The sequence below is a fragment of the Pseudonocardia sp. NPDC049635 genome (genome assembly GCF_040659795.1).
Taxonomy (GTDB): Bacteria; Actinomycetota; Actinomycetes; order Mycobacteriales; family Pseudonocardiaceae; genus Pseudonocardia.
Window position 1 is genome coordinate 14,086 of the sequence record NZ_JBFAON010000041.1, and the last position, 19,824, is coordinate 33,909.

The window sequence follows — 19,824 nt, forward strand, 5'->3', positions numbered from 1 at the left end:
ATCAACGTCGGCGGTCAGTGACCGCCCCGGGTCCGGCCGGGCCCCGGAGACCAGGCGGTGACGTGCAGACTATCCACCGCAGCCCTTGTGCGCTGTCGTCGCGCGGTGATGGTGCGGTGCTGGGGCTGCCGCCGACCTTCACCACCGGTCGCGCTCTTCTACGAGGAGGCGGGTCGTCCGGCCGAGGCGGATCTGGTCGTCATGAGCTTCCCGACCGCGGCCGACCGCCGGCGCTTCGAGAGCAGCCCGGCGGTGGCGCAGGCGCTGTCGCGCACGACGTACGTCCCGATCCGCCTCGACGGGGCGATCGTCCTGCAGGCACCGAACGTGGTGTCACCGGCCGGCTGCTCGACCGGCTGCGTCCGGTGCTGGCCCGGGTGGCGCCCGTGCCCGTTACCGGTCGCTGAGGAACTCGACCGTCTCCCGGTTCACCTCGTCGGGCCGTTCGAGGTAGCCGTAGTGCCCTGCGTCGGCGACCTCGACGTAGCGGGCACCGGGCACGGCGTCGGCGACCTCGCGGCTCAGGTGCGGCGGGATGGCGGCGTCGTCGGCGAAGGCGAGCACCAGCAGCGGCACGGTGAGTGCCCGGTAGGCCTCGGTCCGGTCGCGCAGCGCCATCGACACCTGCAGCTGGGCCCGGAGACCCTTCGACACACCGGCCCCGGCGAACGCCAGGACGTCCAGCCAGTCCTGGGTGTCGCGGTCGACGCGCAGGGTCGCCGGCGACAGGTACTGCAACGCGGACACCGCGGCGTGGTAGCCCTCGGGCAGCTCGACACCGGCGTCGGCCAGAGCGATCTCGCCGGCGGTGATCGCCCGCTGCACCGGGCCGAGCCGGGCGTGCGCGGCCATCGCGACGACCCGGGTGACCAGGTCCGGCCGGGCCAGTGCCGCCTCGATCACGACGCGCGAGCCGAGCGAGGTGCCGACGAGCGCGGCCGGGCCGGTGTCGAGGTGCGCGACGAGGGCGAGCACGTCGGCGGCCATGTCGTCGACGGTGAACCCGTGCGCGCACTCGTCGGTCGGCGGGATGCCCCGGTTGTCGAGGGTCAGGACCCGGTGGCCCGCGTCGCGCAGCGCGGGCACCTGGTGGGTCTGCCAGACCCGCCCCGGGCTGCCGGTGCCCATCACGAGGACGACGGGCCGGCCGTCGCCGCCGTGGTCGGTCCAGGACAGCCGGATGCCGTTGAGGTTCGTGACCGTCATCGGGGCACCTTCCCCTCGGCGGTGAGCAGCACACCCAGCGCCCGCTTGTCGATCTTGCCGACGGCGGTGAGCGGCAGGGCGTCGCGGACGACGACCCGGTCCGGTGACATGAACCGGGCCAGCCCGCGCTCGGTGAGGAAGGTACGCAGCGCACGCCGCTTCGGCGGCGTCGCGCCGGGCGCCGGGACGATCACGGCGCACACCGCCTCGCCCAGGTCGTCGTCCGGGATCCCGACGACGGCCGCGCCGGCGATGTCCGGGTGTGCCAGCAGGTGCTCCTCCAGCTCGGTGGCAGCCACGTTCTCGCCGCCGCGGTTCACGACGTCCTTGATCCGGCCCTCGACGACCAGGTGCCCGCTCGGGAGCCGGCGCACCAGGTCACCGGTGCGGTAGTAGCCGTCCGGGGTGAACGAGGTGGCGTCGTGCTCACGGGCCCGGTAGTAGCCACGCAGCGTGTACGGGCCGCGGGTCCACAACTCCCCCGCCGTACCTTCCGCGACATCGGCGCCGTCACGGTCGACGACCCGGACCTCGTCGGCCGGGCTGAGCGGGCGCCCCTGGCTGACCGCGACGAGGTCGTCGGGGTCGTCGAGCCGGGTGTAGTTCAACAGCCCCTCGGCCATCCCGAAGACCTGCTGCACGGTGGCGCCGAGCTCGGGGCGCACGCGTCGGGCCAGCGTCGCGTCGCACTTGGCCCCGCCGACCTGGACCAGGCGCAGCGTCGACAGGTCCCAGGACCCGCGACCGTCGCCGGCGAGGTCGGCCCAGAGCCGCAGCAGTGGCGGCACCATCGCGGTGACCGTGACGCCTTCGGCCGCGACCAGACCGAGGGTGACGTCCGGGCTCGGGACCGGCGCGAGCACGACCGTGGCCCCCACCCCGAGCGCGCCGAGCAGGCCCGGGCAGGCCAGCGGGAAGTTGTGCGCCAGCGGCAGGCAGGCGAGGTAGACGTCGTGCGCGGTGAGCGCGCAGACCTCGGCGCTGGCCCGGGCGTTGTAGGCGTAGTCGCGGTGGGTGCGCGGGATCAGCTTCGGCTTGCCCGTGGTGCCGCCGGAGACGAGCAGGACCGCGACCTGCCCGGGGTCGGGCCGCGGGAGCGGCTCGGCGGTGCCGGCGGGCAGGTCCGCGATCGCGGTGGTCCCCGGCAGGGGCTCGCCGTCGACGAGGAGGTGCCGTAGCGAGGGCACCGCCTTCGCCACCTGCAACGCGAGCTCGCGGTCGTCGAAACCCTCGATGAACTCGGGTCCGACGTAGGCGACGGCCCCGGACAGCGCGGCGAGGTGCTCGATCTCTGCCTGCCGGTGCGCGGGCAGGGTGAGCACCGGCACCGCCCCGGCCCGCAGCAGCCCGAACAACATCACCGGGAACTCGGCGACGTTGGGCAGGTGCACCACGACGCGGTCGCCCTCGGAGATCCCGAGCGCCCGCAGCGAGCGGGCGCGGGCGTCCGCGGCCCGGTCCAGCTCGGCGTAGGTCTGCCGGCTCGGTCCCGCGACGACGGCGACGGCGTCGCCGTACCGCCCGGCCCACTGCGCCAGCAGGTCACCGAGGGTGTCCTCGCCCCAGTAGCCCTCGCGCCGGTAGCGCGCCGCGTCGGCGTCGGGCCAGCCGAGCGCCCCGTCGATGAGCACGGTCACGGCGTCTCCTCCCCGACCAGGAACCGGCTGACGCTGCGCAGCTTCTCCCGGGTCTCCTCCAGCTCCCGTTCCGGTGTGGACGCCCCGACGATCCCGGCCCCGGCCCGCAGCCAGGTCCGGCCCTGCGCGCGGTAGATCGCGCGCAGCACGAGCGCGGCGTCGAGCGCCCCGGTGTGGTCGACGGTGAGCACCGTGCCGCTGTAGAGTCCACGCGCACCCTCGTGGCGGCTGATCGCCGCGCACGCCGGGGCCTTCGGGAGCCCGGACGCGGTGACCGCGGGGAACAGCCGCCCCAGCGCGTCCCAGGCGGTGGCGCCGGGCCGCAGCCTGCCGCGGACGCGGGACGCGAGGTGCTGGACGCTGCCGCGCTCGACCACCCGCATGAACTCTTTCACGACGACGGCGTCCGGGTCGCTCACCTGCGACACCTCGTCCTGGGCGACCTGCACCGAGACGGCGTGCTCGTAGATCTCCTTGGGGTCGCGCCGCAGCTCGTCGGAAAGCTCGGCGTCGCGTCCCGGCTCCCCCGACCGGGCCCGTGTGCCGGCCAGCGGCTGGGTCGAGAAGGTCCCGTCGGCGGCGACCTCGACCACGGTCTCCGGGCTGAACCCGGCCGCCTCCAGCCCGCCGAGCCGCAGCAGGAACGAGCGGGCCGGGGTGTTGTGCACCCGGCCGTGCCGGTAGGTGGCCGGCAGGTCGACCGGCTCGGTGACCGGGACGGTGCGGGACAGGATGACCTTGCGGAAACGGTCCTCGGCGATCTCGGCGACGGCCGCGGCGACCGAGCCGCGGTAGGCCTCGGCGCGGGCGGACTCGTCGACGGTCACCGGCGGCCCGGTGCGCGGCCCGGTGGGCCCGGCACCGAGGATCGCGTCCCGCCAGGCCCGCGCGACGGCGTCGTCGGCGGTGTCGACGTCCGCGCCGCCGGGGTGCAGGTGCGCGCGGTGGCGGGGAAGCAGCAGGTGCAGCAGGGTGCCCGTGCCCGCGGGCAGCTCCCCGCCGTGCAGGAGGTGGGCCAGCTCGAACGACGCCCAGCCGAAGGCCTGCCACCCGGTGCCGCCGACCTCGGCGAGGGCGGCGGCGACCTGGCCCAGCGGGTCCGCGTCGAGCGGTTCGTGCCGGGTGCCGCCGGGTGCGGTGACGTCAGGCCGTCCGGGCCCAGCACGACCTCGGCGGTGGTACCCGCGGCCAGGAAGACGTCGTCACCGCGCTCGTAGAGCACGTAGGGGTCCCCGTCGGGTACCGCGCGGGCGATCGCGGTGGCGCCGGCGATCCGGTCGGCGGCGGACCGGGTCCGCTCGGTGGGGGCCGGGTCGGTGTGCGGCGGGCCGGCCGCCTCGGTGGTCGTGGACATGGTCGGATCTCCTTCGGCCCGGCGCTCGCGCCACCGGGGGTGGGGTCGTGGAGGTGCCGGGACGTGGTGGGTGGCGGCGGCGCCGGGTCAGCCCCAGGCCGCCGCGGCGTCGGGGTAGTAGTCCGCGAACATCCCCAGGTCGGTGGCCTGGTCGTAGCGCGGGTGGTCGCGCATCCCGGCGAGCTCGAGTCCCTCGGCGAGCCCGTAGTAGCCGGGGTCGCCCTCGGGTGTGCGGGCCGGTCCGGCGGTGCCGTCGACGACCGCGGCGAGGTTCTCGGTGAAGGCCCGGTGCGCGGCCTCGACCAGGTCCGACAGCACGTCCTCCAGGACGGCGTCGGGGTCGACCGGGAACCGCGCCTCGGCGAGCACCGGACCGGTGTCGATGCCGGCGTCGACCTCGTGCAGGGTCGCGGCGAAGGTGGTCTCGCCGCGCAGCACGGCGTAGGCCGCCGTCACCGGCGGCAACCCGCGGTAGGACGGCAGCGGCCCCCCGTGCACGTTGAGCAGCCGCAGCCCCGAGGCCAGCACCTTCTCCCGGAACAGGAACGGGTTGTCGACCGACCACAGCAGACCGTCGGTGCAGCGTGCGGCCAGCTCCCCGGCGAGCGCCTCCAGGTCGTGCCCGCTCTGCACGGTGCGGGCCGCGTCCGGGGCGAACCCTGGCGGCGGGGTGGTGCGGGGTCCGTGGCAGACGAGGTCGACGGGGTGGCCGTCGGCCCGGGCGTGCCGGACGGCGCGCCACAGCAGGGCGCCGTCGCCGACGAAGATCATCGTTCCTCCTCGATGGATGCGCGGGTGACTCGGCGCAGCGGTCCGAGCAGCAGCCCGGTCGCGGCGGCGACCAGGCCGGTGACGGTGTTGTAGGCCCAGAGCGCGTCGCCGTCGCCGACGACGCCGCCGACGAACCCGGCGACGACGGCGCCGATCGCGGCGCCGGTCATGGCCTGGGCGGCGAACAGGCTGTTCACCCGGCCCAGCAGGGCGTCGGGGGTACGGAGCTGCAGCAGCGTGTACCGCAGCACCTCCTCGATCGCGTTCGTGGCACCGGCGGCGACGAGAGCGGCGAGCACCAGCGCCACGGTCGGTGCCGCTCCCGCCAGGGCGTAGCAGGCGTAGCAGGCGTAGCAGGCGACCATCAGCACCAGCAGGAGACGGCCGGGCCGCGGGCTGCGCCGGACCCAGCCGCTGCCCAGCGAGCCGAGCACGACCCCGGTGGCGAGCGCCGAGTACATGAGGCCGACGACGGTGGACGAACCCCCGAAGCGGGCCTCGACGAACGCCGGGAACAGCACGAACGAGCCGCCCCCGACCATCCCGACCAGTCCGGCCACCATCACGCCGAACACCACCGGCTCCCGGACGGCGAACCGGGCGCCGGACCGCAGCGCGGCCAGCGGGCTCTCGGCCGGGTCCGGCGGCCCGTCGGCGACCGACCGGTCGCCGGTGGCGTCGGTCCCGGGGCCGGCGGAGGTGCCGGGCGGCCCCGACGCACCGGGTGCGGGCCCGGTGGTCGGTAGCGGGTCGGCCGCGACGGTCCGTCCCCGGCCGGGCGGTGGCGCGACCATCAGCAGCACCCAGGTCGCCGCGGCGGCCAGCGCGCCCGCGGTGTAGTTCCAGGCGGCGGAGGCGACCGCGAACACGATGCCCCCGACGGCCGGTGCGACGACCGCGCCGAGCCGCAGCGACACGGTGTTCAGCGCACCGACCGCATGCAGCTTCGCCCGGTCCACGATGGACGGGGTCACGGCGAGCATGGCGGTGATGCAGGTGGCGCCGGACAGCCCGTTGGCGGCGACCAGCGCGGCGGTCAACGGGGTCGAGCCGATCCAGGCGGCGTTCACCGCGAGACCGGCGAACGTCGTCCCGCTGATCAGCCAGGTGACCCGCACCAGCAGCCAGCGGTCCACCCGGTCGGCGAGGACCCCGCCGCCGAGGTAGCCGACGACGAACGCGACCGACTCGATCGCGGTGACCATCCCGACGACGGGGGTGGAACCGGTGCGGGCGTAGACCTCCAGCGGCACGGTGACCGCGACGATCCCGACCCCGAACAGCAGGATGGTCCGGGCGACGAACAGGTTGCGGAAGGTCCGGTCCTCGCGCAGCGGGCTGACATCGACGAGCAGGGACGCCATCAGCGACGCCCCACCCATGTCGTGAGGACCTCGACCCAGCGCGCCGCGACCCGGTCGACCGTGCGGGCGTCGAGGACGCCGGTGGGGTGGCCGAAGGTCGTCTCCAGTACGGGGCCCTCGGCGGTGTCGCGCACCAGCACGTCGACGACGAGCGAGTGCCCGACACGCACGTCGGGCGCGGGCCCGACCCGCACCGCGTCCTGCTCCGGGGCGAGCTCCCAGCCGCCGCCTGCGGTCCCGGCGGGCCGGGTGGTGCGACCGAGCCAGTTCAGCGCGACCTCCGCTCCCGGCCCGGTGACCCGTGGGGTGCCGTCGGCCGGGTACCGCAGCAGGTCCCAGCCCAGGCCGCGCCCGGGCGGAGCCGCGACGGCGTCGCGGGCCCTGGCGAGCGCCGCGGCCGCGGCGGGCACCTCCGGTCCGGGGGTGCCCGACGCGGGGACCGGGGCGAGCACGGTGAGGCAGCCGACCGTGCGGACCAGGTCGATGTCGGGGCCGAGCTCCTCGGCGCGGCCGTGGTGCTCCAGGTCGACCAGCACGGGCCCGTCGGGTCCGGTGACGGTGAGCGCCTCGCCGAGTGCGGCGAGCAGCACCGCCTCGGCCCCGGCCCGGTGGCGCCGCGCGAGCACCGTGACGACGTCACCGGGGCAGGACGCGGTGGTCTCCCGGACGGTCGCGCGGGTGTCACCCCCGCCGCGCGGGTGCCGCACGGGCAGCGGGGCGGCCGCGTCGATGACCTCCTGCCAGCGTCCGGTCGTCGCTCCCGATCCGGTAGCGGCGGACCAGGTCGTCGAGGGACCGGGGAGGACCGCGTCAGCGCACGGAGCTCGTCGGTGGACACGGGGCTGATGGCTCTACCTTCCTTTCGCACGGTGGATCCCGGCAGGGAGCGCTTTCGGTGCTTGTCCGGTGAGGACTGAGATGAGACGGCGCCCCTGCCGGGCCCCGGCGAAGGTCTGACGCCCAGGAGGGTGTGGTCCCGCGAGGACTGGTTCATCAGCACGACGCAGCGCCTTCCCGGTCCGCCGAGCACAGCACGCAGAATGTGGTCGGCGGAAGGAGACATCGCGGTGTTGGGAATCGGCATCGACTGGGCCGAACAGTTTCATGACGTCGCCCTCGGAACGATCGAGAAAGGAGTGATCGCCCAGTTCCGTATCGACCACGGCCCGGACGGGGTCGCCGCGTTGATCGAGCGCGCGCTGCGGCTGGAGCCGGACCCGGCCGAGGTTCGGGTGGTGCTCGAGACTCGGCACGGGCTGCTGGTCGAAGCGTTGTTGGACGCGGGGTTCACGGTGCTGCCGGTCAACCCCGACCTGGTCGCGCGCCGGCGTGGCCCGGCGCGGAAGAAGGACGACGCCGAGGACGCCCGGATCTGCTGTCTGCTGGCTCTGGACCGGCACGCCGTGCTCAAGACCCTGGTCCCGCACGGCGCGGTCGGTGCCGAGTTGCGCGCGATCGGCCGCGACGACGAACGTGCCGCCCGCGACCAACGCCGGCTGCTCAACCGGTTGCGCGCCGACCTGCAGACCACCTACCCGGCCGCGCTCGCCCTGGCCGGTAAGGACCTGGGCGCGCCCACCATGCTGCGGCTGCTCGAACGCTGGCCCACCCAGGCCGAACTCGCCGCCGCCACCCGCGAGGAGGTCGAGGCCTTCGCCCGGGCCGGGCGCCACGGCTGGCCCGGCCGGTTCGCCGACCGCGTCACCGCCGCACCCGCACCAGATAGTCCCGAGTCTGCCGACCCGGGACTATCTGGTGCGGGCCAAGGCGGCCGGGATCCGGTTGGCCGCGGTCCAACTGCTGGCCCTGCACGAGGCCCGCCGCGGCTGGGAAGCCCGCATGGGTGAGCTGCTGCTCGGCGGACGGCGCACCGGCCGGGACCACGTGGTGGAGGACCCCGACCCGGGGAAGGCGTTCCCAGGCGGGGTGATCTACCTGAGCTTCCCCGGCCTGGGAGACCGCCTCGCAGCTCGGGTCGCCGGTGAGATCGGCGAACACATCGGCCAGTTCGACTCCCCGAACGGGTTGCAGTGCTACGCCGGGAAAGCACCAGTGACCCGCCGGTCCGGCAAGAGTGACTTCGTTGTCGCCCGCCGGCTCGCGCACAACCGCTACCTCGGTGACGCCGTGCACCAATGGGCGTTCTGCAGCCTCACCAGAAGCGGCTGGGCCCGTGAGTTCTACAACGCCAAGATCACCGCCGGGAAATCGCACCACAACGCGCTGCGTGCCCTCGGAAACCGCTGGCTGGAGATCCTCTGGCACTGCCTGACCAAGGGCGTCTGCTACGACGAGGACGTCCACGTCGCCAACCGCAACCGCGCCCTCGGACGCGCAGCCTGACCCGGAGGTTGACAGAGGGTGTCTCATCAGGGGTGCTCCTCCTGCACGGTGGGGGCGGACGGCTCAGCGACCGGCGAGCTGGTCGAGGGCTCCCGGCACCGGCGCGGCGGGGTCGGTGTCGAGCTCGACGATCCGGTTGTGACCGTCGACGTGGACGACACGCGGCAGGTGGTCGGCCACCGCGGACTCCGGGACCTGCTGGTAGGCGACGATGATCGTGAGGTCGCCCGGGTGCACCAGGTGGGCCGCGGCCCCGTTCACCCCGATCACGCCGGTACCGCGCTCACCGGTGATGACGTAGGTCTCGAGGCGGTTGCCGTTGTCGATGTCGAGGACCTGGACCTTCTCGCCCTCGACCAGCCCGGCCGCGTCCATGAGGTCTTCGTCGACGTCAGCGAACCGACGTAGTGCAGGTCGGCCTGGGTGACCGTGGCGCGGTGGATCTTGCCGCTGAGCAGCGTGCGGTACACCTGCGGGAGGACATCGGCGGGGCCGGACATGGGGTTCCTTCCGTTTCGGGGTGAGGGTGTGGGCCGGTCAGGCGGTGCGCTCGACCAGGCTGCGCGGGCGCAGGTCGGTCCAGTTCTGTTCGATGTGTGCGAGGCAGGACGCACGGTCGGCCGGACCGTGCGCGACCTGCCAGCCTGCGGGGACGGCGGCGAACGCGGGCCACAGGGAGTACTGGCCCTCGTCGTTGACCAGGGCGTGGAACGTCCCGGTCTCGTCGTCGAACGGGTTCACGGACATGGCTGTCTCCTCGGTCGTCGGAGTGGGGTCGGGTCAGCGTGCGACGCGACCGGCGGGGAGCGGGTCGGACCGGTCGGCGCCGGCGGGCGGCGGTGGGCCGGGATCGGTCCCGGCCGCGGCCAGCGACGCGACGATCTCGCCGGAGCGCACCGCGGTGTTGGACAGCAGGGTCGAGGTGATGCCGTGCGTGTGCTCGGTCGGCCCCAGGACGTAGATGCCGGCGTGCACCGGCGTGCCGTCGGCGAGCGCGGCGGTGTCGAGCCGGTAGTCGCGCCGCACGTACAGCCGACCGCGGGCGTCGCGGGCGCAGGCGTCGTCCAGGCCGCCGGACAGCAACCACAGCGGGTCGGCGGGGCGGTAGCCGGTCGCGTAGACCACCGCGTCCGCGGTGATGACCTCACGCCAACCGTCGATCAGCGACTCCACAGCCAGCTCCACCCGGTCCCCGACATCCACGACATCGGCCACCCGTGACACGTTCCGGAAACGCAGCCGCTCGGTCCCCGCGACCCGCTCGTGATAGTGCGTCCGGTACAGACCCTCGATCAGCTCCGGATCGACCACCGAGTAGTTGGTGTTCGCGTGATAGCCCAGGATCCGGTCCTTCACCTCCTCCGGCGCGGTGAAGAAATCGTCCACCGCCCCCGGGTCGAAGATCCGGTTGGCGAACGACGTGTCATCAGCAGGGCTGTAGCCGTAGCGGGCGAACACCGCGTGCACCTCCGCACTCGGGAACGTGCGATGCAGATGCTCGACGGTCTCCGCGGCACTCTGCCCCGCACCGACCACGGCGAACCGGGTCGGCGCGGTCCCGGCCATCCCGCCGGTACGGAACAGCAGGTCCCGGTTGTGCCAGATCCGGTCGCCGGTGACGACGCCGGCCGGCAGCACCGGAACCATGCCGCAGGCGAGGACGACGTTGCGGGTCCGGATCCGGCGGGCGCCGCCCGCGTTCGTGCGCACGACGACGTCGAACAGCTCGACCGGGCCGGTGTCCCGCACGGGGAGGATCTCCAGCACCTCGGTCGCGTAGCTCACGGAGACGTCGGAACCGGCCCGCTCGACCCGTCCCGCCGCCCACTCGAGGTAGTCGTGGAACTCCCGGCGTGTGGGGAAGCTGCTGCCGTAGTTGATGAAGTCGGCGAGCCGGCCGCGGTCGTGCAGGTAGGACAGGAAGGAGTAGGCACTCCGAGGGTCACGCAGAGTGACCAGATCCTTGAGGTACGAGACCTGCATCGTGGCGTCCTCGAGGAGCATCCCGCGGTGCCACCCGAACGCCTCCTGGCGCTCGACGAAGCAGCCGGTCATCCGGCCCGCACCGGTCATCGACGCGTTGTGCTCGAGCAGTGAGATCGCGACGCCCAGGTTGGACGGCCCGAAGCCGACGCCCAGGACGTCGAGAATCTCCTGGTCGGTGCCGGTTCGCATGCCAACAGGGTCGGCCATCACAGTCCTTTTCACATGGTTGGCTATCCATCTCTAAGGCGAGGCTAACTTGAACACACGGGTCGCCGTTCCGCCTAGAGAGTGGCGTAACGCAAAACCCCACACCGGCCGAAACCGCACGTCGGAGCACTTCCCGGGTACACATCGTCACCCTTTCGGATGAAGCTACTCAGCGTCAGCGTTACGCCAGGAAGGTGTGCCGAATATCAGTCGCTCCGCCCGGTTCGACCGGACCTCGACCGGCGGACGAGCCCTCCGCACACGACAGCGGACGGCGCCCGGCGACCGGCGCCGTCCGCTGTGGACGGGCAGAGGGCTACCGGGACACGGCCTCCGACAGGCGCGGGGCGATCCGGTCGACGATCCACGGGATCGACAGCGGAGACGGGTTGCGCAGGCCGATGAACTCGTCGTAGTCGTAGGTCACGACGGCCCCGCGCTGCACCACCGGCAGCCGTTCGAACAGCGGGTTCCGTTCCAGGGTCGTGCGCGCCTCGGTGTCGCCGCCGTCGAAGAGGACGAGGACGTCGGCGTCGAGCGACGCGATCTGCTCGGCGGAGAGCTGCACACCGAACGACTCCCCCTTCGGCAGCGCGAGGATCTGCGGCGACAGCGACAGACCCAGTGCCGCGGGCACCGAGTTCATCGCGTCGTCCGGGTCGCGCAGCGCAGTCACCGCACCGGGCTGCACGAAGCCGAAGGTGTAGGTGGCGCCCTGCAGGGCCGGGTTCGCGGCCCGCGTCTCGTCGAGCTTCGCCTGCACCTGGCCGATGACCCGCTCGGCGTCGGCCGGGCGGCCGAGCGCCGTCGCGAGCTGCGTCGTCATCTCCTGCCAGGTGTCCTGGGCCGGACCCTTCTGGTAGCCGATCGTCGGCGCGATCGCGCTGAGCTGCGGGTAGGCCTTCTCCAGGGCGAAGTACCCCGGGGCGAAGATCAGGTCCGGCTGCAGGGCGGCGACCTGCTCGACGTCCACCTCGGTGGCCTCGCCGGTCACGGGGAGCACCTCGACGTCCGAGGCCCCAGCGGCCTGCGACGTCCACGGGGAGAGGCCGGATTCGCTACCGCTGGAGGAGGCCCCGACGACGGGGGCGTCGAGGGCCAGCGCCACGTCGAACCCGGTGGGCCCGAGGGCCACGATCCGCGTGACGCCCGGCGGCACCGTCGTGGTGCCGAGTGCATGGGTGACCGTGACCGAGCCCTGCGCGGTGTCGGGGGGCACCGGACGGATCGCTGCCACACGCGACGGTCCCGAACAGCAGCGCGCCGCAGACGGCGGCGCCGAGGACGCCTCGGCGACTTAAGGTAGGCATGCCTCGCAAACTACGCTGCTTCGCCACCTCGGGGAAGATCCGCGGCCGCATCGGTACGGGGGCCTCGCGTGTTACGACGGTCCGATGAGGACGCGACGACGTCCGCGCCCGCCGATCGCCCGGAACGAGGTGGGGCGCAACGACGTCGCTATCCCCCGCTCGCCACCCGTCGTCGAGCACACGCCGACTCCGGAGGACCGGCCTGCCCGTCCGCCGATCCACAGCGCCCTCATCACCGCCGGACAGCACCGTCACCACGGGCGCGGTCGGCCTCGTCCCATGCCCCGCCATCTCGATGTCCCTCGGAGCCCGGCCCCCGACACCGCCGGAGGTGACCATCGCACCGAACCCGGCCATCGCGTGACCCCTTCCCAGGACGGCTCCCCCGACCGATCACTGTCCGACCGCCTGACCACGCGGATCGCCGGCCTCGCCATACCGCAGCGCACCGCATCGAACAGCACCACGTTCACCCGAACGGCCCACAGACCCTGCAGCAGAATCCCGACCCCATTTCGCGCCCCGAAGCAGTGTGCTCCAGATCTGCTCCAGATCAGGACCACAGTGGACTCAGATGATCAACGAAGATGACCGTCTCGGGATCGAGAAACACGGCGTCGTCGCAGGTCAGCAACGCAGAAGACCGGAACCAGTGACCCGGTTCCGGTCTTGTGATCAGGGTGGAGCTGAGGGGATTCGAACCCCTGACCCCTTGACTGCCAGGATCGTTCGAACCGCGCCGCGACCTGGAAAAATGCGCGTCTACACAGGTCAACTGGTGCAGTAGCCCGCCCTACAACGCGGCCCGATCCAACCCACCACCGACGACGTGCTCCAGGATTGCTCCACACGATCAGATAAGGGTCTTGAGCGTCCGACTGATGCCGCACATCATGAGAAACTCCAACGGATCACACCAGATGTCCGGACCGTGGGGCACCTCACCCGCTACTGGGTCATACGCTGCACCATCGGGCTGCAACACGCCACCGCTCCCCGTCCTCAGCTCCGCGGTTAGATCTCCGGCGCCAGATGGTCAGTAAATCTCCCGTTATCTGACCTATCCTGCCGATGCGGGCGCAGGTCCATGCCGACAGGAAGGCCCCCGATGAGCACCGAAAGCACCCCAGACAGCGGGATAGCGGTCGATCAGGGTGCTGGTGGGGGCGCCGCGGCCGGGCTCGACACGGGGGTGCTGGCCGGTGGTGTCGCGGCCGCGGCGGCCCGCGCCGCCTCCCTTGCCGCGTTGGCCGAGCGCGCTGACGCGCACGCGGTCGCGGCCCGCGCGGCGAGCACCCGCGCCGCGTATGCCGGGGACTGGGCCCACTTCGCTCGCTGGTGCACCGCTGCGGGGCTGGCGGCGTTGCCGGCGGCGGTGGACACCGTGCGGCTCTACCTCGCTGACCTGGAGGCCACCCGCACTCCCACCGGGCAGGTGGTGTTCTCTCCGGCGACGATGGGTCGGCGGCTGGCGACGATCGCTGCCGTCCACCACGACGCCGGTCACCGGTCCCCGACCCGCGACCCGGGGGTCGGTGCGGTGCTGACAGGTATCAAACGCGCCCGTGCCCATTCCAGGCACCAGATGCGCCCGCTGCTGCTCGACGACCTGCGCACCGTCCTGGCCGGGCTCGGGTTCGGGACCTGGCCGGCCGGGTTGATCGCCGCACGGGACGCGGCCGCGCTGCTGATCGGGTTCACCGGAGCCCTACGTCGCAGCGAACTCGCCGCCCTCACCGTCACCGACCTGACGTTCCACCCGGTCGACGGGCTGCACGTGCACATCCGCAGGTCCAAGACCGACCAGACCGGGCGCGGCGCCACCGTCGTGCTGCCCTACGGCACCCGGCCGGGGACCTGCCCACCGTGCGTGGTGCTGCGCTGGCTCCAACTCCTTGACGCCGCCCGGCACGGGCGGCCGGCCCTGATGCGCGCTGTCCTGGAAACCCCGCCCCGGCCCGACCTGACCCACCTGTTCACCCACCTCGCCACCACCGCCTCCGTCGCCGGCACCTCTGCACCGGCCGAGCCCGCCGCCGCAGGAGCTGCGGGCACCGGGCAGGTGTCCCGGGCGTGGCGTGCGCCGGTGCCCGCGCTGGCCGGCGACGCACCGCTTCTGCGCGGGATCCGCCGTGGCGGGACGCTCACCGACACCGCGATGACCGGGGACGCTCTGCACGCCATGGTCCGCCGCCGCGCCCAGGCCGCGGACCTGCCCGGGCCGGTCGGGTTCCACTCGCTGCGCGCCGGTTTCGTCACCACCGCCCGCCGCGCCGGGGCTGATCACCGCTCGGTGCGCCGCCAGACCCGACACCCCAGTGACGCCATGATCGAAACCTACGACCGCGACCACACCCCACTCGCCGGCAACGCCGTCACCCAACTCGGACTGTGAGCCGATGACCCCCATCCCGGGTGAGGCTTCTCGACCGGCCGCTGATCACGCGGGTCCGGTCAGTGACACCGCGCCGCTGCGGGACGCTGCGGGGGCGGGTTACCGCCGGGAGTGGGTGTTGTTCTGCGACTACACCACCGCGACCGGGCAGCCGGCGCTGCCGACCACGGTCGCCGCGCTGGCCGGGTTCTTCGCCGCGCTCCCGGCCCGTCCGGCCACCCAGGCGCGGCGGGTCCGTGCGATCGCCGACGCGCACCGCCGGGCCGGGCACCTGCTGGACCACCCGCAGAGCGGACCGGCGGCGCTACCGGGCCCGGCCCCGCGGCTCCGGGCGGCTCGCGCGGGTGGGGCGGACCCGGTCGAGATGATCGCTGCCTGCGCGACCCGCGGCTGGCCGCACGGACTGCACGGGCGCCGCGACGCCTTCCTGGTCGTCACCGCCCTGGTCCTGAACCTGCCGCAGGCACACGTCCGAGGGCTGGCCCCCGCCCAGGTCGACGTCGCCGACGATGGTGTGCGGGTCGGTGATCAGGCGGTGCCCGCCGACCCGGACCCGCGGCGCTGTCCGAGTTGTGCGGTCGTGCGCTGGCTGGAGATCCTCGGCGTCCTCGACGGGCTGGGGCGCGGATCAGCCCGCATGCACCTCACCAGCGCCCACGCCCCGACCGCCCTCGATCCGCACCGCCATGAGTGCCGGGAACCGCAGCGGTGGCGCGACGCGGCCACCCTGCTCCCCGCGATCGACCGCTACGGCTGGCACGACGACTACCGCCCCGTCACCGCGCGCACCATCCGTACCCGCCTCGCCCTCGCCGCTATCCGCGCAGCACAGCAGGGCGAGCACGACACACCGGCTCCTCACACACCGACACCGGACGCGATCACACCCACGCCGGCTGCCGCAAGCCGGGAGGCGCCCAGCCTCGAGGAGGCCCTCACCCTCCTCGACGGCATCGCCGACGACGCCGACGCGCTCAACAACCGGATCCTCGCCCTGCTCAAGGGAGACCTGTGAGATCCACCAGCCCTCACCAACCAACGAACGCTTCGCCCACCCCGGTGATGCCCTGTGGGCGCGGCGGATGCCCTCGCCGACGGTGATGACCCGGCGGGACCGGTCAGGTCGGGCAGGTCCTGGACTCGCGGAAGCACAGAACCGGTTCGCGGCCTACCGCGACCCGGGGTGCCGCTAAGGAGCGTGTCACCAGGGCAAAGTAGCGGGGTGTGATCGCCGGAATCGGTGGTTCGTTGGGGTCGGCGGTCAGGTCGCGGCCGGAGCCGAGCAGCGAGGTTCAACGACGACTGGCTCGAGCCGCACGCCCGGTTGATCGTCGCCGGGCACGGATTCGGGCCAACCGGCGGCGAGCACCGCAGCGCGTCCGACCTGGGCGGCCTGGTCTCCGACCTGGGTGGCGCATCCCCACAGAACGTCGTCAACCGTGTCGGGATCCAGCCCGGTACGTGCCTGCAACGCCTGGAGGACCTGTGCGGACAGATCCACCGGGTGGACGTCGGCGAGCGATCCCCCGCGCTTGCCGATCGGGGTTCGAACTGCATCGACGACGACGACGTCGCGCACGTCTGCCCTCCTGCGGCGATGTCCGACCCCGAAACGGCAGCGATGGCGGAGAGTCCCGGGACCCGATGCGCACGGTGGGACCGCCGGGCTCGTGCGGGCCCACCGTGCGATGAGCAGGCACCGGGGGATCTGGTGTGCTGGTGGTGCCGATCAGGCGGCGGGCGGCTGGTGCAGGCCGAAGCGGGTGCCCTGGTCGTCCTTGCACTCGGCGAACCGCCCGAACTCGGGCTCGTCGGGGCTGGCCTGCCCCGGCTCGCCGCCCAGTTCCTTCACGGTCGCGAGGGCCGCTTCGATGTCGGGCACGCTGAAGTAGACGACGATGCCGGGGTTGGGGTCGTTCTCGTGCAGTCCGCCGCGGATGCCGCCGGTCTCGATCCAGCCCTCGTCGCCGTCGCCCATTGGGTGAACGGTCCAACCGAAGAGCTTCGCGTAGAACTGCCTGGCGCTCGCGGCGCTGGCGACGCCGAACTCGAAGTGGGTGGGCTCGCCGCTCATGGTTGCCTCCTGGATGGTCGTGACGGGACCGGAGATCACGCTAGCGACGAGGACTTCCTGCGGTCTTGGACGAATGTCGACTCAGTTGGCGGATGTTCCCGGGCCGGCGCTGTCGCCGGTGCCGACCAGCCCGGTCAGGTGCGATCGCCTCCACTGGGTGGGTGTGCAGCCGGCGAAGCTGCGGAAATCGCGGTTCAGGTGGGCCTGGTCGTAGTAGCCGCAGGTGGCGGCCACGGAGGGCAGTGACATGTCGCCGTCGTGGAGGAGGTCGACGGCGCGGGTGAACCGGAGGAGTCCGGCGGCGGTCTTGGGGGTGAGTCCGGTCTGATCACGGAACCGGTCGGCGAGGTGGCTGCGACTCCAGCCGGTCTCCTCCGCCAGTTCGCCGATGACCACTGCTCCTGCGGTGTCGGTCATGCGCCTCCACGCGTGGCTCACCTCGGAATCCGGGGGGGCGGCCGGCCTCGAGTGCGGTGCCGAGGATGTCGTCGAGCAGGTCGAAGCGGTTCTGCGGGGAGCCGGCTGCGCGCAGCAGCCCGGGCAGTTCGTCCGACCACGGTGCCAGGAGGGTTGAGAGGGGGATGACGCGTCCGGCGCGGTGGCGCATCGAGCCGGCGAACCGGTAGGTACCGGGCATCGTGAGGCGGACTTCGATGCAGTGTTGCGCACCGGCGTGCCAGGTGGTGGCGGGGCCGCGCCCGGGGCTGCCGAGGAACGCCGTCGTCGGGCGCAGCTGCCGGTCCTCGGCCGAGCCGGCGGCGAGGATGGGCTCGCCCAGCTCGAGGATCAGGACGCTGGTGGTCGTGGGTAGTTCGCGACGGCTGACCGGGGTGGTGGAGAACTCCACGTACTCGGTGTAGCTGTCGACGTCGGTGCGCAGAGCCGGGTCCGGCGCAGCCGAGACGGCGTGCCACCTCGTCGTGGGGGAGCCGCCTCGCTGGACCGTGATCGTCCGCACGACGCCATTGTTGCGCACCGGAGGGCCGCTCATGAACGACCGGCGTCCCACTCCGCCGCGAACAACACATCAGCGAGTGCCCGGCGAGCTACGGCAGGTGAACACCGGGGGAACGACCCGGAGCGTGCGCGGTGGTGGAGGGAGGCAGTGTCGTCGTCGCGCGAACGATGGTGCGGCGCTCGGCCACGTCGGCCAGCGATCCGCCCAGCAGCCCGAACACGATCATCGGGACGGCGGTGGCGACACCGATCGCCCCGGTCCAGACCGGACTACGGGTCAACTCCCAGATCTGCTGCAGGACCGCGAGGTTGGCGACCTGCTGGCCGAACTGCCCCAGCGACGTGCCGATCCACAGATCCCGGAACGGGCGGGTGCGCAGCGGGCGAGCGTCGAACACACGAGCTCGCCGCCTCACACCTCTGCCCGCGTCGCCGGATCCGCACGGGCACCGGGGGGCTGTGGCGGCCGGACATCGCCCATCCGGTCAGAGATCCGCTCGGTGAGGCTGCGCCGGCGCAGAGCCGCCTCCATCGCCGTCACCGCGACGCTCAGCGCGGTCGGCATGACCTCGTCGTCCAACTCAGCGACCGCGCCCTCGGTGGCCCGCCACTCGGCCTCCAGAAACGGCACCAGCGAGCGCCCGTGCTCGGTCAGGGTGATCCGCCGGGTGCGGGCGTCCGCACCGGGCTCGGAGGAGACAAGACCCTCCCGGCGCATGCCGGCCAGCGTCTGGCTGACCGCCGAATGCGTGTGCCCCAACGACTCCGCGAGCTCACGGATCGTCAACGGCCCGGTGTGAGCCAGCCTGATCAGTGGATAGGCATACCGAGGCCGGACACCACGCAGACCACGGGCGGTGTAGACCTCCTCGATCTCAGCCTCCATCGCAGCAAGCAACCGCCGCAAGGGCTGGAGCCGGTCCTCGGAGCGGGTCGGATCCCCACTTCTCACAGCGCTAATACAACAGCGCTGCTAGATTGTGATGGTTGCCCACCTCGAGCGGATGGTCGCTGAGGGCATCCCGAACTACGACTCGCAGTGGGCCGCGATCGGCGCGGTCGCGCAGAAGCTCGGCGTCGGCACCGCGGAGACCGTCCGCACGTGGGTCCGCCTCCGCCAGGCCGAGACTGACGTCGGCCAGCGCCCGGGCACGACCACCGAGGAGTCCGCGGAGTTGAGGCGGCTCAAGCGGGAGAACGCCGAGCCGGGTAGCTCCGCGGTCGGTGAGAGCAGATTGATCACCCTCAGCGTCGTTCCGGAACCGGTGTGGGTGAGCAGGCCTTTGCCGCGGTCTTCGTCGAGGTTCAGGGGTCGCACGACCTGGGGGTAAGCGAGGATCTTGTCCACGTCCGGGCCGTCCCAGGAGTGGTTGCCACCGGTGATGGCATCGACGCCGGCCTCGAGCAGGTCGTCGACGACTGCGACGGTCATGCCGAACCCGTCCATCGGGTTCGGTCCGGTCACCGCACAGTTCTCGGCGTTGACCACCACCCAGTCCAAACCGTACTCGGCGCGTAGCTGCGGGATCCGGGCGCCCAGCCAGTGCGCGGCCTCCTCTCCCACGACGTCACCGACGCAGAGCACTCGCATCGCACGTCCACCCGGAGCTCCGGTCCTCGGCCGTGCCCGCGTTCATGCGCTCACCCTCGGGGCGCGGGTGGCCGCGCGGGAGGAGCGCAGCGCTGTCAGTGGTGGCCGAGGTGGTCGGCGGCCCGTGCCGCGGCGGCGAGTGCGGCCACGACCGGGCCGAGCGCCACCCGGGCCTGGTCCAGCGCCCCGGCCACCTCCCGGCAGGTATCGGCCCCCGACCGGTCACCACGGTCGTCGTAGAGGGTGAACGCCTCGGGGAGATGGCCGGTGACGTGCGCGGACAGCTGCGCGAGCAGCTGATCCCACCGTGCGGCCGCGGACTCGACCGCGGCGACGAGCTGCGCTACTGCGGCGGGGGAGCCCGGCGCGTCGGGGTAGCGGGTGGTGTTGTTCAGGTAGCGCACCAGCTCGCTGAGCGCCTGGCCGGCGGCCGCGGTGAGCTCGGGGGTGCGGGGCCCGTCATACGGCCAGACCGCGGTGACGAGGTCGTCGCCGTGGAACTCGGGCCAGCCATCCAGCGCGGCCCGCACCTCGTCGCCTCGACTGTGCTCGGTCACGGGCCCTCCACGGTCACAGGGGGTGCAGTCGGTCGGCCCCGTGGACGAGCTGCCCGGGGTGCTGGTGTGGGT

Annotated in this window: 18 protein-coding genes and 4 pseudogenes; 5 read left to right on the plus strand and 17 right to left on the minus strand. The window is 72.9% G+C overall.

The features are described 5' to 3' along the window. Positions 1–393: 393 nt before the first annotated feature. The 6 genes from AB0J24_RS27860 to AB0J24_RS27885 form a co-directional block, all read right to left on the minus strand. Complete coding sequence (locus AB0J24_RS27860; protein WP_358686774.1) at positions 394–1,206, minus strand: alpha/beta fold hydrolase; 813 nt, start codon at positions 1,204–1,206, stop codon at positions 394–396. Then, complete coding sequence (locus tag AB0J24_RS27865) at positions 1,203–2,843, minus strand: AMP-binding protein (protein WP_358686776.1); 1,641 nt, start codon at positions 2,841–2,843, stop codon at positions 1,203–1,205. The genes AB0J24_RS27860 and AB0J24_RS27865 overlap by 4 nt, the downstream gene beginning before the upstream one ends. Further along, positions 2,840–3,937, minus strand: coding sequence for a salicylate synthase (locus AB0J24_RS27870; protein ID WP_358686800.1), 1,098 nt, complete (start codon positions 3,935–3,937; stop codon positions 2,840–2,842). The genes AB0J24_RS27865 and AB0J24_RS27870 overlap by 4 nt, the downstream gene beginning before the upstream one ends. 347 nt (positions 3,938–4,284) lie before the next feature. Continuing rightward, entirely contained in the window at positions 4,285–4,968 is a 684-nt protein-coding gene (locus tag AB0J24_RS27875; RefSeq protein ID WP_358686777.1) for a formyltransferase family protein, read from the minus strand. Continuing rightward, the gene (locus tag AB0J24_RS27880) at positions 4,965–6,350 is read right to left on the minus strand and encodes an MFS transporter (RefSeq protein WP_358686779.1); all 1,386 of its coding nucleotides are present in this window, start codon (positions 6,348–6,350) and stop codon (positions 4,965–4,967) included. The genes AB0J24_RS27875 and AB0J24_RS27880 overlap by 4 nt, the downstream gene beginning before the upstream one ends. Further along, positions 6,332–7,039 (minus strand): hypothetical protein, encoded by a 708-nt coding sequence (locus tag AB0J24_RS27885; protein WP_358686780.1) that lies wholly within the window; start codon positions 7,037–7,039, stop codon positions 6,332–6,334. Before AB0J24_RS27885 ends, AB0J24_RS27880 begins: the two co-directional genes overlap by 19 nt. 360 nt (positions 7,040–7,399) lie before the next feature. Between AB0J24_RS27885 and AB0J24_RS27890 the strand changes: the two genes are divergently transcribed. After that, positions 7,400–8,179, plus strand: coding sequence for a transposase (locus tag AB0J24_RS27890; protein ID WP_358686782.1), 780 nt, complete (start codon positions 7,400–7,402; stop codon positions 8,177–8,179). Continuing rightward, positions 8,172–8,675, plus strand: a complete 504-nt coding sequence (locus tag AB0J24_RS27895) for an IS110 family transposase (RefSeq protein WP_358686784.1) — start codon at positions 8,172–8,174, stop codon at positions 8,673–8,675. Before AB0J24_RS27890 ends, AB0J24_RS27895 begins: the two co-directional genes overlap by 8 nt. Before the next feature lie 63 nt (positions 8,676–8,738). On the opposite strand, the pseudogene panD reads toward AB0J24_RS27895, so the two are convergent. From panD to AB0J24_RS27915, 4 genes and pseudogenes are all read right to left on the minus strand, one after another. Further along, positions 8,739–9,145, minus strand: a pseudogene (panD, locus tag AB0J24_RS27900) (aspartate 1-decarboxylase). Between the two features lie 67 nt (positions 9,146–9,212). After that, on the minus strand, positions 9,213–9,422 hold the full coding sequence (locus tag AB0J24_RS27905) for an MbtH family protein (protein ID WP_358686786.1): 210 nt from the start codon (positions 9,420–9,422) through the stop codon (positions 9,213–9,215). Between the two features lie 33 nt (positions 9,423–9,455). Continuing rightward, a complete protein-coding gene (locus AB0J24_RS27910; RefSeq protein ID WP_358686787.1) occupies positions 9,456–10,850 on the minus strand; it encodes a SidA/IucD/PvdA family monooxygenase in 1,395 nt (464 codons plus the stop codon). Positions 10,851–11,184: 334 nt separating this feature from the next. After that, positions 11,185–12,087: an iron-siderophore ABC transporter substrate-binding protein gene (locus AB0J24_RS27915; protein WP_358686788.1), complete on the minus strand. Its 903-nt coding sequence runs from the start codon at positions 12,085–12,087 to the stop codon at positions 11,185–11,187. A gap of 1,199 nt (positions 12,088–13,286) precedes the next feature. On the opposite strand from AB0J24_RS27915, the gene AB0J24_RS27920 reads away from it, so the two are divergent. Together AB0J24_RS27920 and AB0J24_RS27925 are read left to right on the plus strand one after the other, a co-directional pair. Beyond that, the gene (locus AB0J24_RS27920; RefSeq protein ID WP_358686790.1) at positions 13,287–14,573 is read left to right on the plus strand and encodes a hypothetical protein; all 1,287 of its coding nucleotides are present in this window, start codon (positions 13,287–13,289) and stop codon (positions 14,571–14,573) included. Positions 14,574–14,577: 4 nt separating this feature from the next. Continuing rightward, complete coding sequence (locus AB0J24_RS27925; RefSeq protein WP_358686792.1) at positions 14,578–15,588, plus strand: hypothetical protein; 1,011 nt, start codon at positions 14,578–14,580, stop codon at positions 15,586–15,588. A gap of 266 nt (positions 15,589–15,854) precedes the next feature. On the opposite strand, the pseudogene AB0J24_RS27930 reads toward AB0J24_RS27925, so the two are convergent. From AB0J24_RS27930 to AB0J24_RS27950, 5 genes and pseudogenes are all read right to left on the minus strand, one after another. Then, positions 15,855–16,152, minus strand: a pseudogene (locus AB0J24_RS27930) (acetyl-CoA C-acetyltransferase); the annotation flags it as partial. Positions 16,153–16,302: 150 nt separating this feature from the next. After that, positions 16,303–16,647 carry a VOC family protein gene (locus AB0J24_RS27935; RefSeq protein ID WP_358686793.1) on the minus strand — a complete coding sequence of 115 codons (345 nt, stop codon included), beginning with the start codon at positions 16,645–16,647 and terminating at the stop codon, positions 16,303–16,305. Positions 16,648–16,728: 81 nt separating this feature from the next. Further along, entirely contained in the window at positions 16,729–17,064 is a 336-nt protein-coding gene (locus tag AB0J24_RS27940) for an AraC family transcriptional regulator (protein ID WP_358686794.1), read from the minus strand. 629 nt (positions 17,065–17,693) lie between these two features. Next, the gene (locus AB0J24_RS27945; RefSeq protein ID WP_358686795.1) at positions 17,694–18,002 is read right to left on the minus strand and encodes an MFS transporter; all 309 of its coding nucleotides are present in this window, start codon (positions 18,000–18,002) and stop codon (positions 17,694–17,696) included. 14 nt (positions 18,003–18,016) lie between these two features. Next, a complete protein-coding gene (locus AB0J24_RS27950; RefSeq protein WP_358686796.1) occupies positions 18,017–18,490 on the minus strand; it encodes a MarR family transcriptional regulator in 474 nt (157 codons plus the stop codon). Between the two features lie 118 nt (positions 18,491–18,608). Between AB0J24_RS27950 and AB0J24_RS27955 the strand changes: the two are divergent. Next, positions 18,609–18,827 (plus strand): annotated as a pseudogene (locus AB0J24_RS27955) (hypothetical protein); the annotation flags it as partial. 53 nt (positions 18,828–18,880) lie between these two features. Here AB0J24_RS27955 and AB0J24_RS27960 read toward each other — a convergent pair. Both AB0J24_RS27960 and AB0J24_RS27965 read right to left on the minus strand, forming a co-directional pair. Beyond that, positions 18,881–19,195: pseudogene (locus tag AB0J24_RS27960) on the minus strand (YmdB family metallophosphoesterase); the annotation flags it as partial. 95 nt (positions 19,196–19,290) lie between these two features. Next, entirely contained in the window at positions 19,291–19,752 is a 462-nt protein-coding gene (locus AB0J24_RS27965; RefSeq protein ID WP_358686798.1) for a hypothetical protein, read from the minus strand. Between the last annotated feature and the right edge of the window lie 72 nt (positions 19,753–19,824).

Coding starts and splice junctions, on each gene's coding strand:
- AB0J24_RS27950 (WP_358686796.1), bottom strand. CDS start 18,490: ATGGAGGCTGAGATCGAGGAGGTCTACACCGCCCGTGGTCTGCGTGGT.
- AB0J24_RS27880 (WP_358686779.1), bottom strand. CDS start 6,350: ATGGGTGGGGCGTCGCTGATGGCGTCCCTGCTCGTCGATGTCAGCCCG.
- AB0J24_RS27860 (WP_358686774.1), bottom strand. CDS start 1,206: ATGACGGTCACGAACCTCAACGGCATCCGGCTGTCCTGGACCGACCAC.
- AB0J24_RS27925 (WP_358686792.1), top strand. CDS start 14,578: ATGACCCCCATCCCGGGTGAGGCTTCTCGACCGGCCGCTGATCACGCG.
- AB0J24_RS27920 (WP_358686790.1), top strand. CDS start 13,287: ATGAGCACCGAAAGCACCCCAGACAGCGGGATAGCGGTCGATCAGGGT.
- AB0J24_RS27895 (WP_358686784.1), top strand. CDS start 8,172: ATGGGTGAGCTGCTGCTCGGCGGACGGCGCACCGGCCGGGACCACGTG.
- AB0J24_RS27875 (WP_358686777.1), bottom strand. CDS start 4,968: ATGATCTTCGTCGGCGACGGCGCCCTGCTGTGGCGCGCCGTCCGGCAC.
- AB0J24_RS27905 (WP_358686786.1), bottom strand. CDS start 9,422: ATGTCCGTGAACCCGTTCGACGACGAGACCGGGACGTTCCACGCCCTG.
- AB0J24_RS27940 (WP_358686794.1), bottom strand. CDS start 17,064: ATGACCGACACCGCAGGAGCAGTGGTCATCGGCGAACTGGCGGAGGAG.
- AB0J24_RS27935 (WP_358686793.1), bottom strand. CDS start 16,647: ATGAGCGGCGAGCCCACCCACTTCGAGTTCGGCGTCGCCAGCGCCGCG.
- AB0J24_RS27910 (WP_358686787.1), bottom strand. CDS start 10,850: ATGCGAACCGGCACCGACCAGGAGATTCTCGACGTCCTGGGCGTCGGC.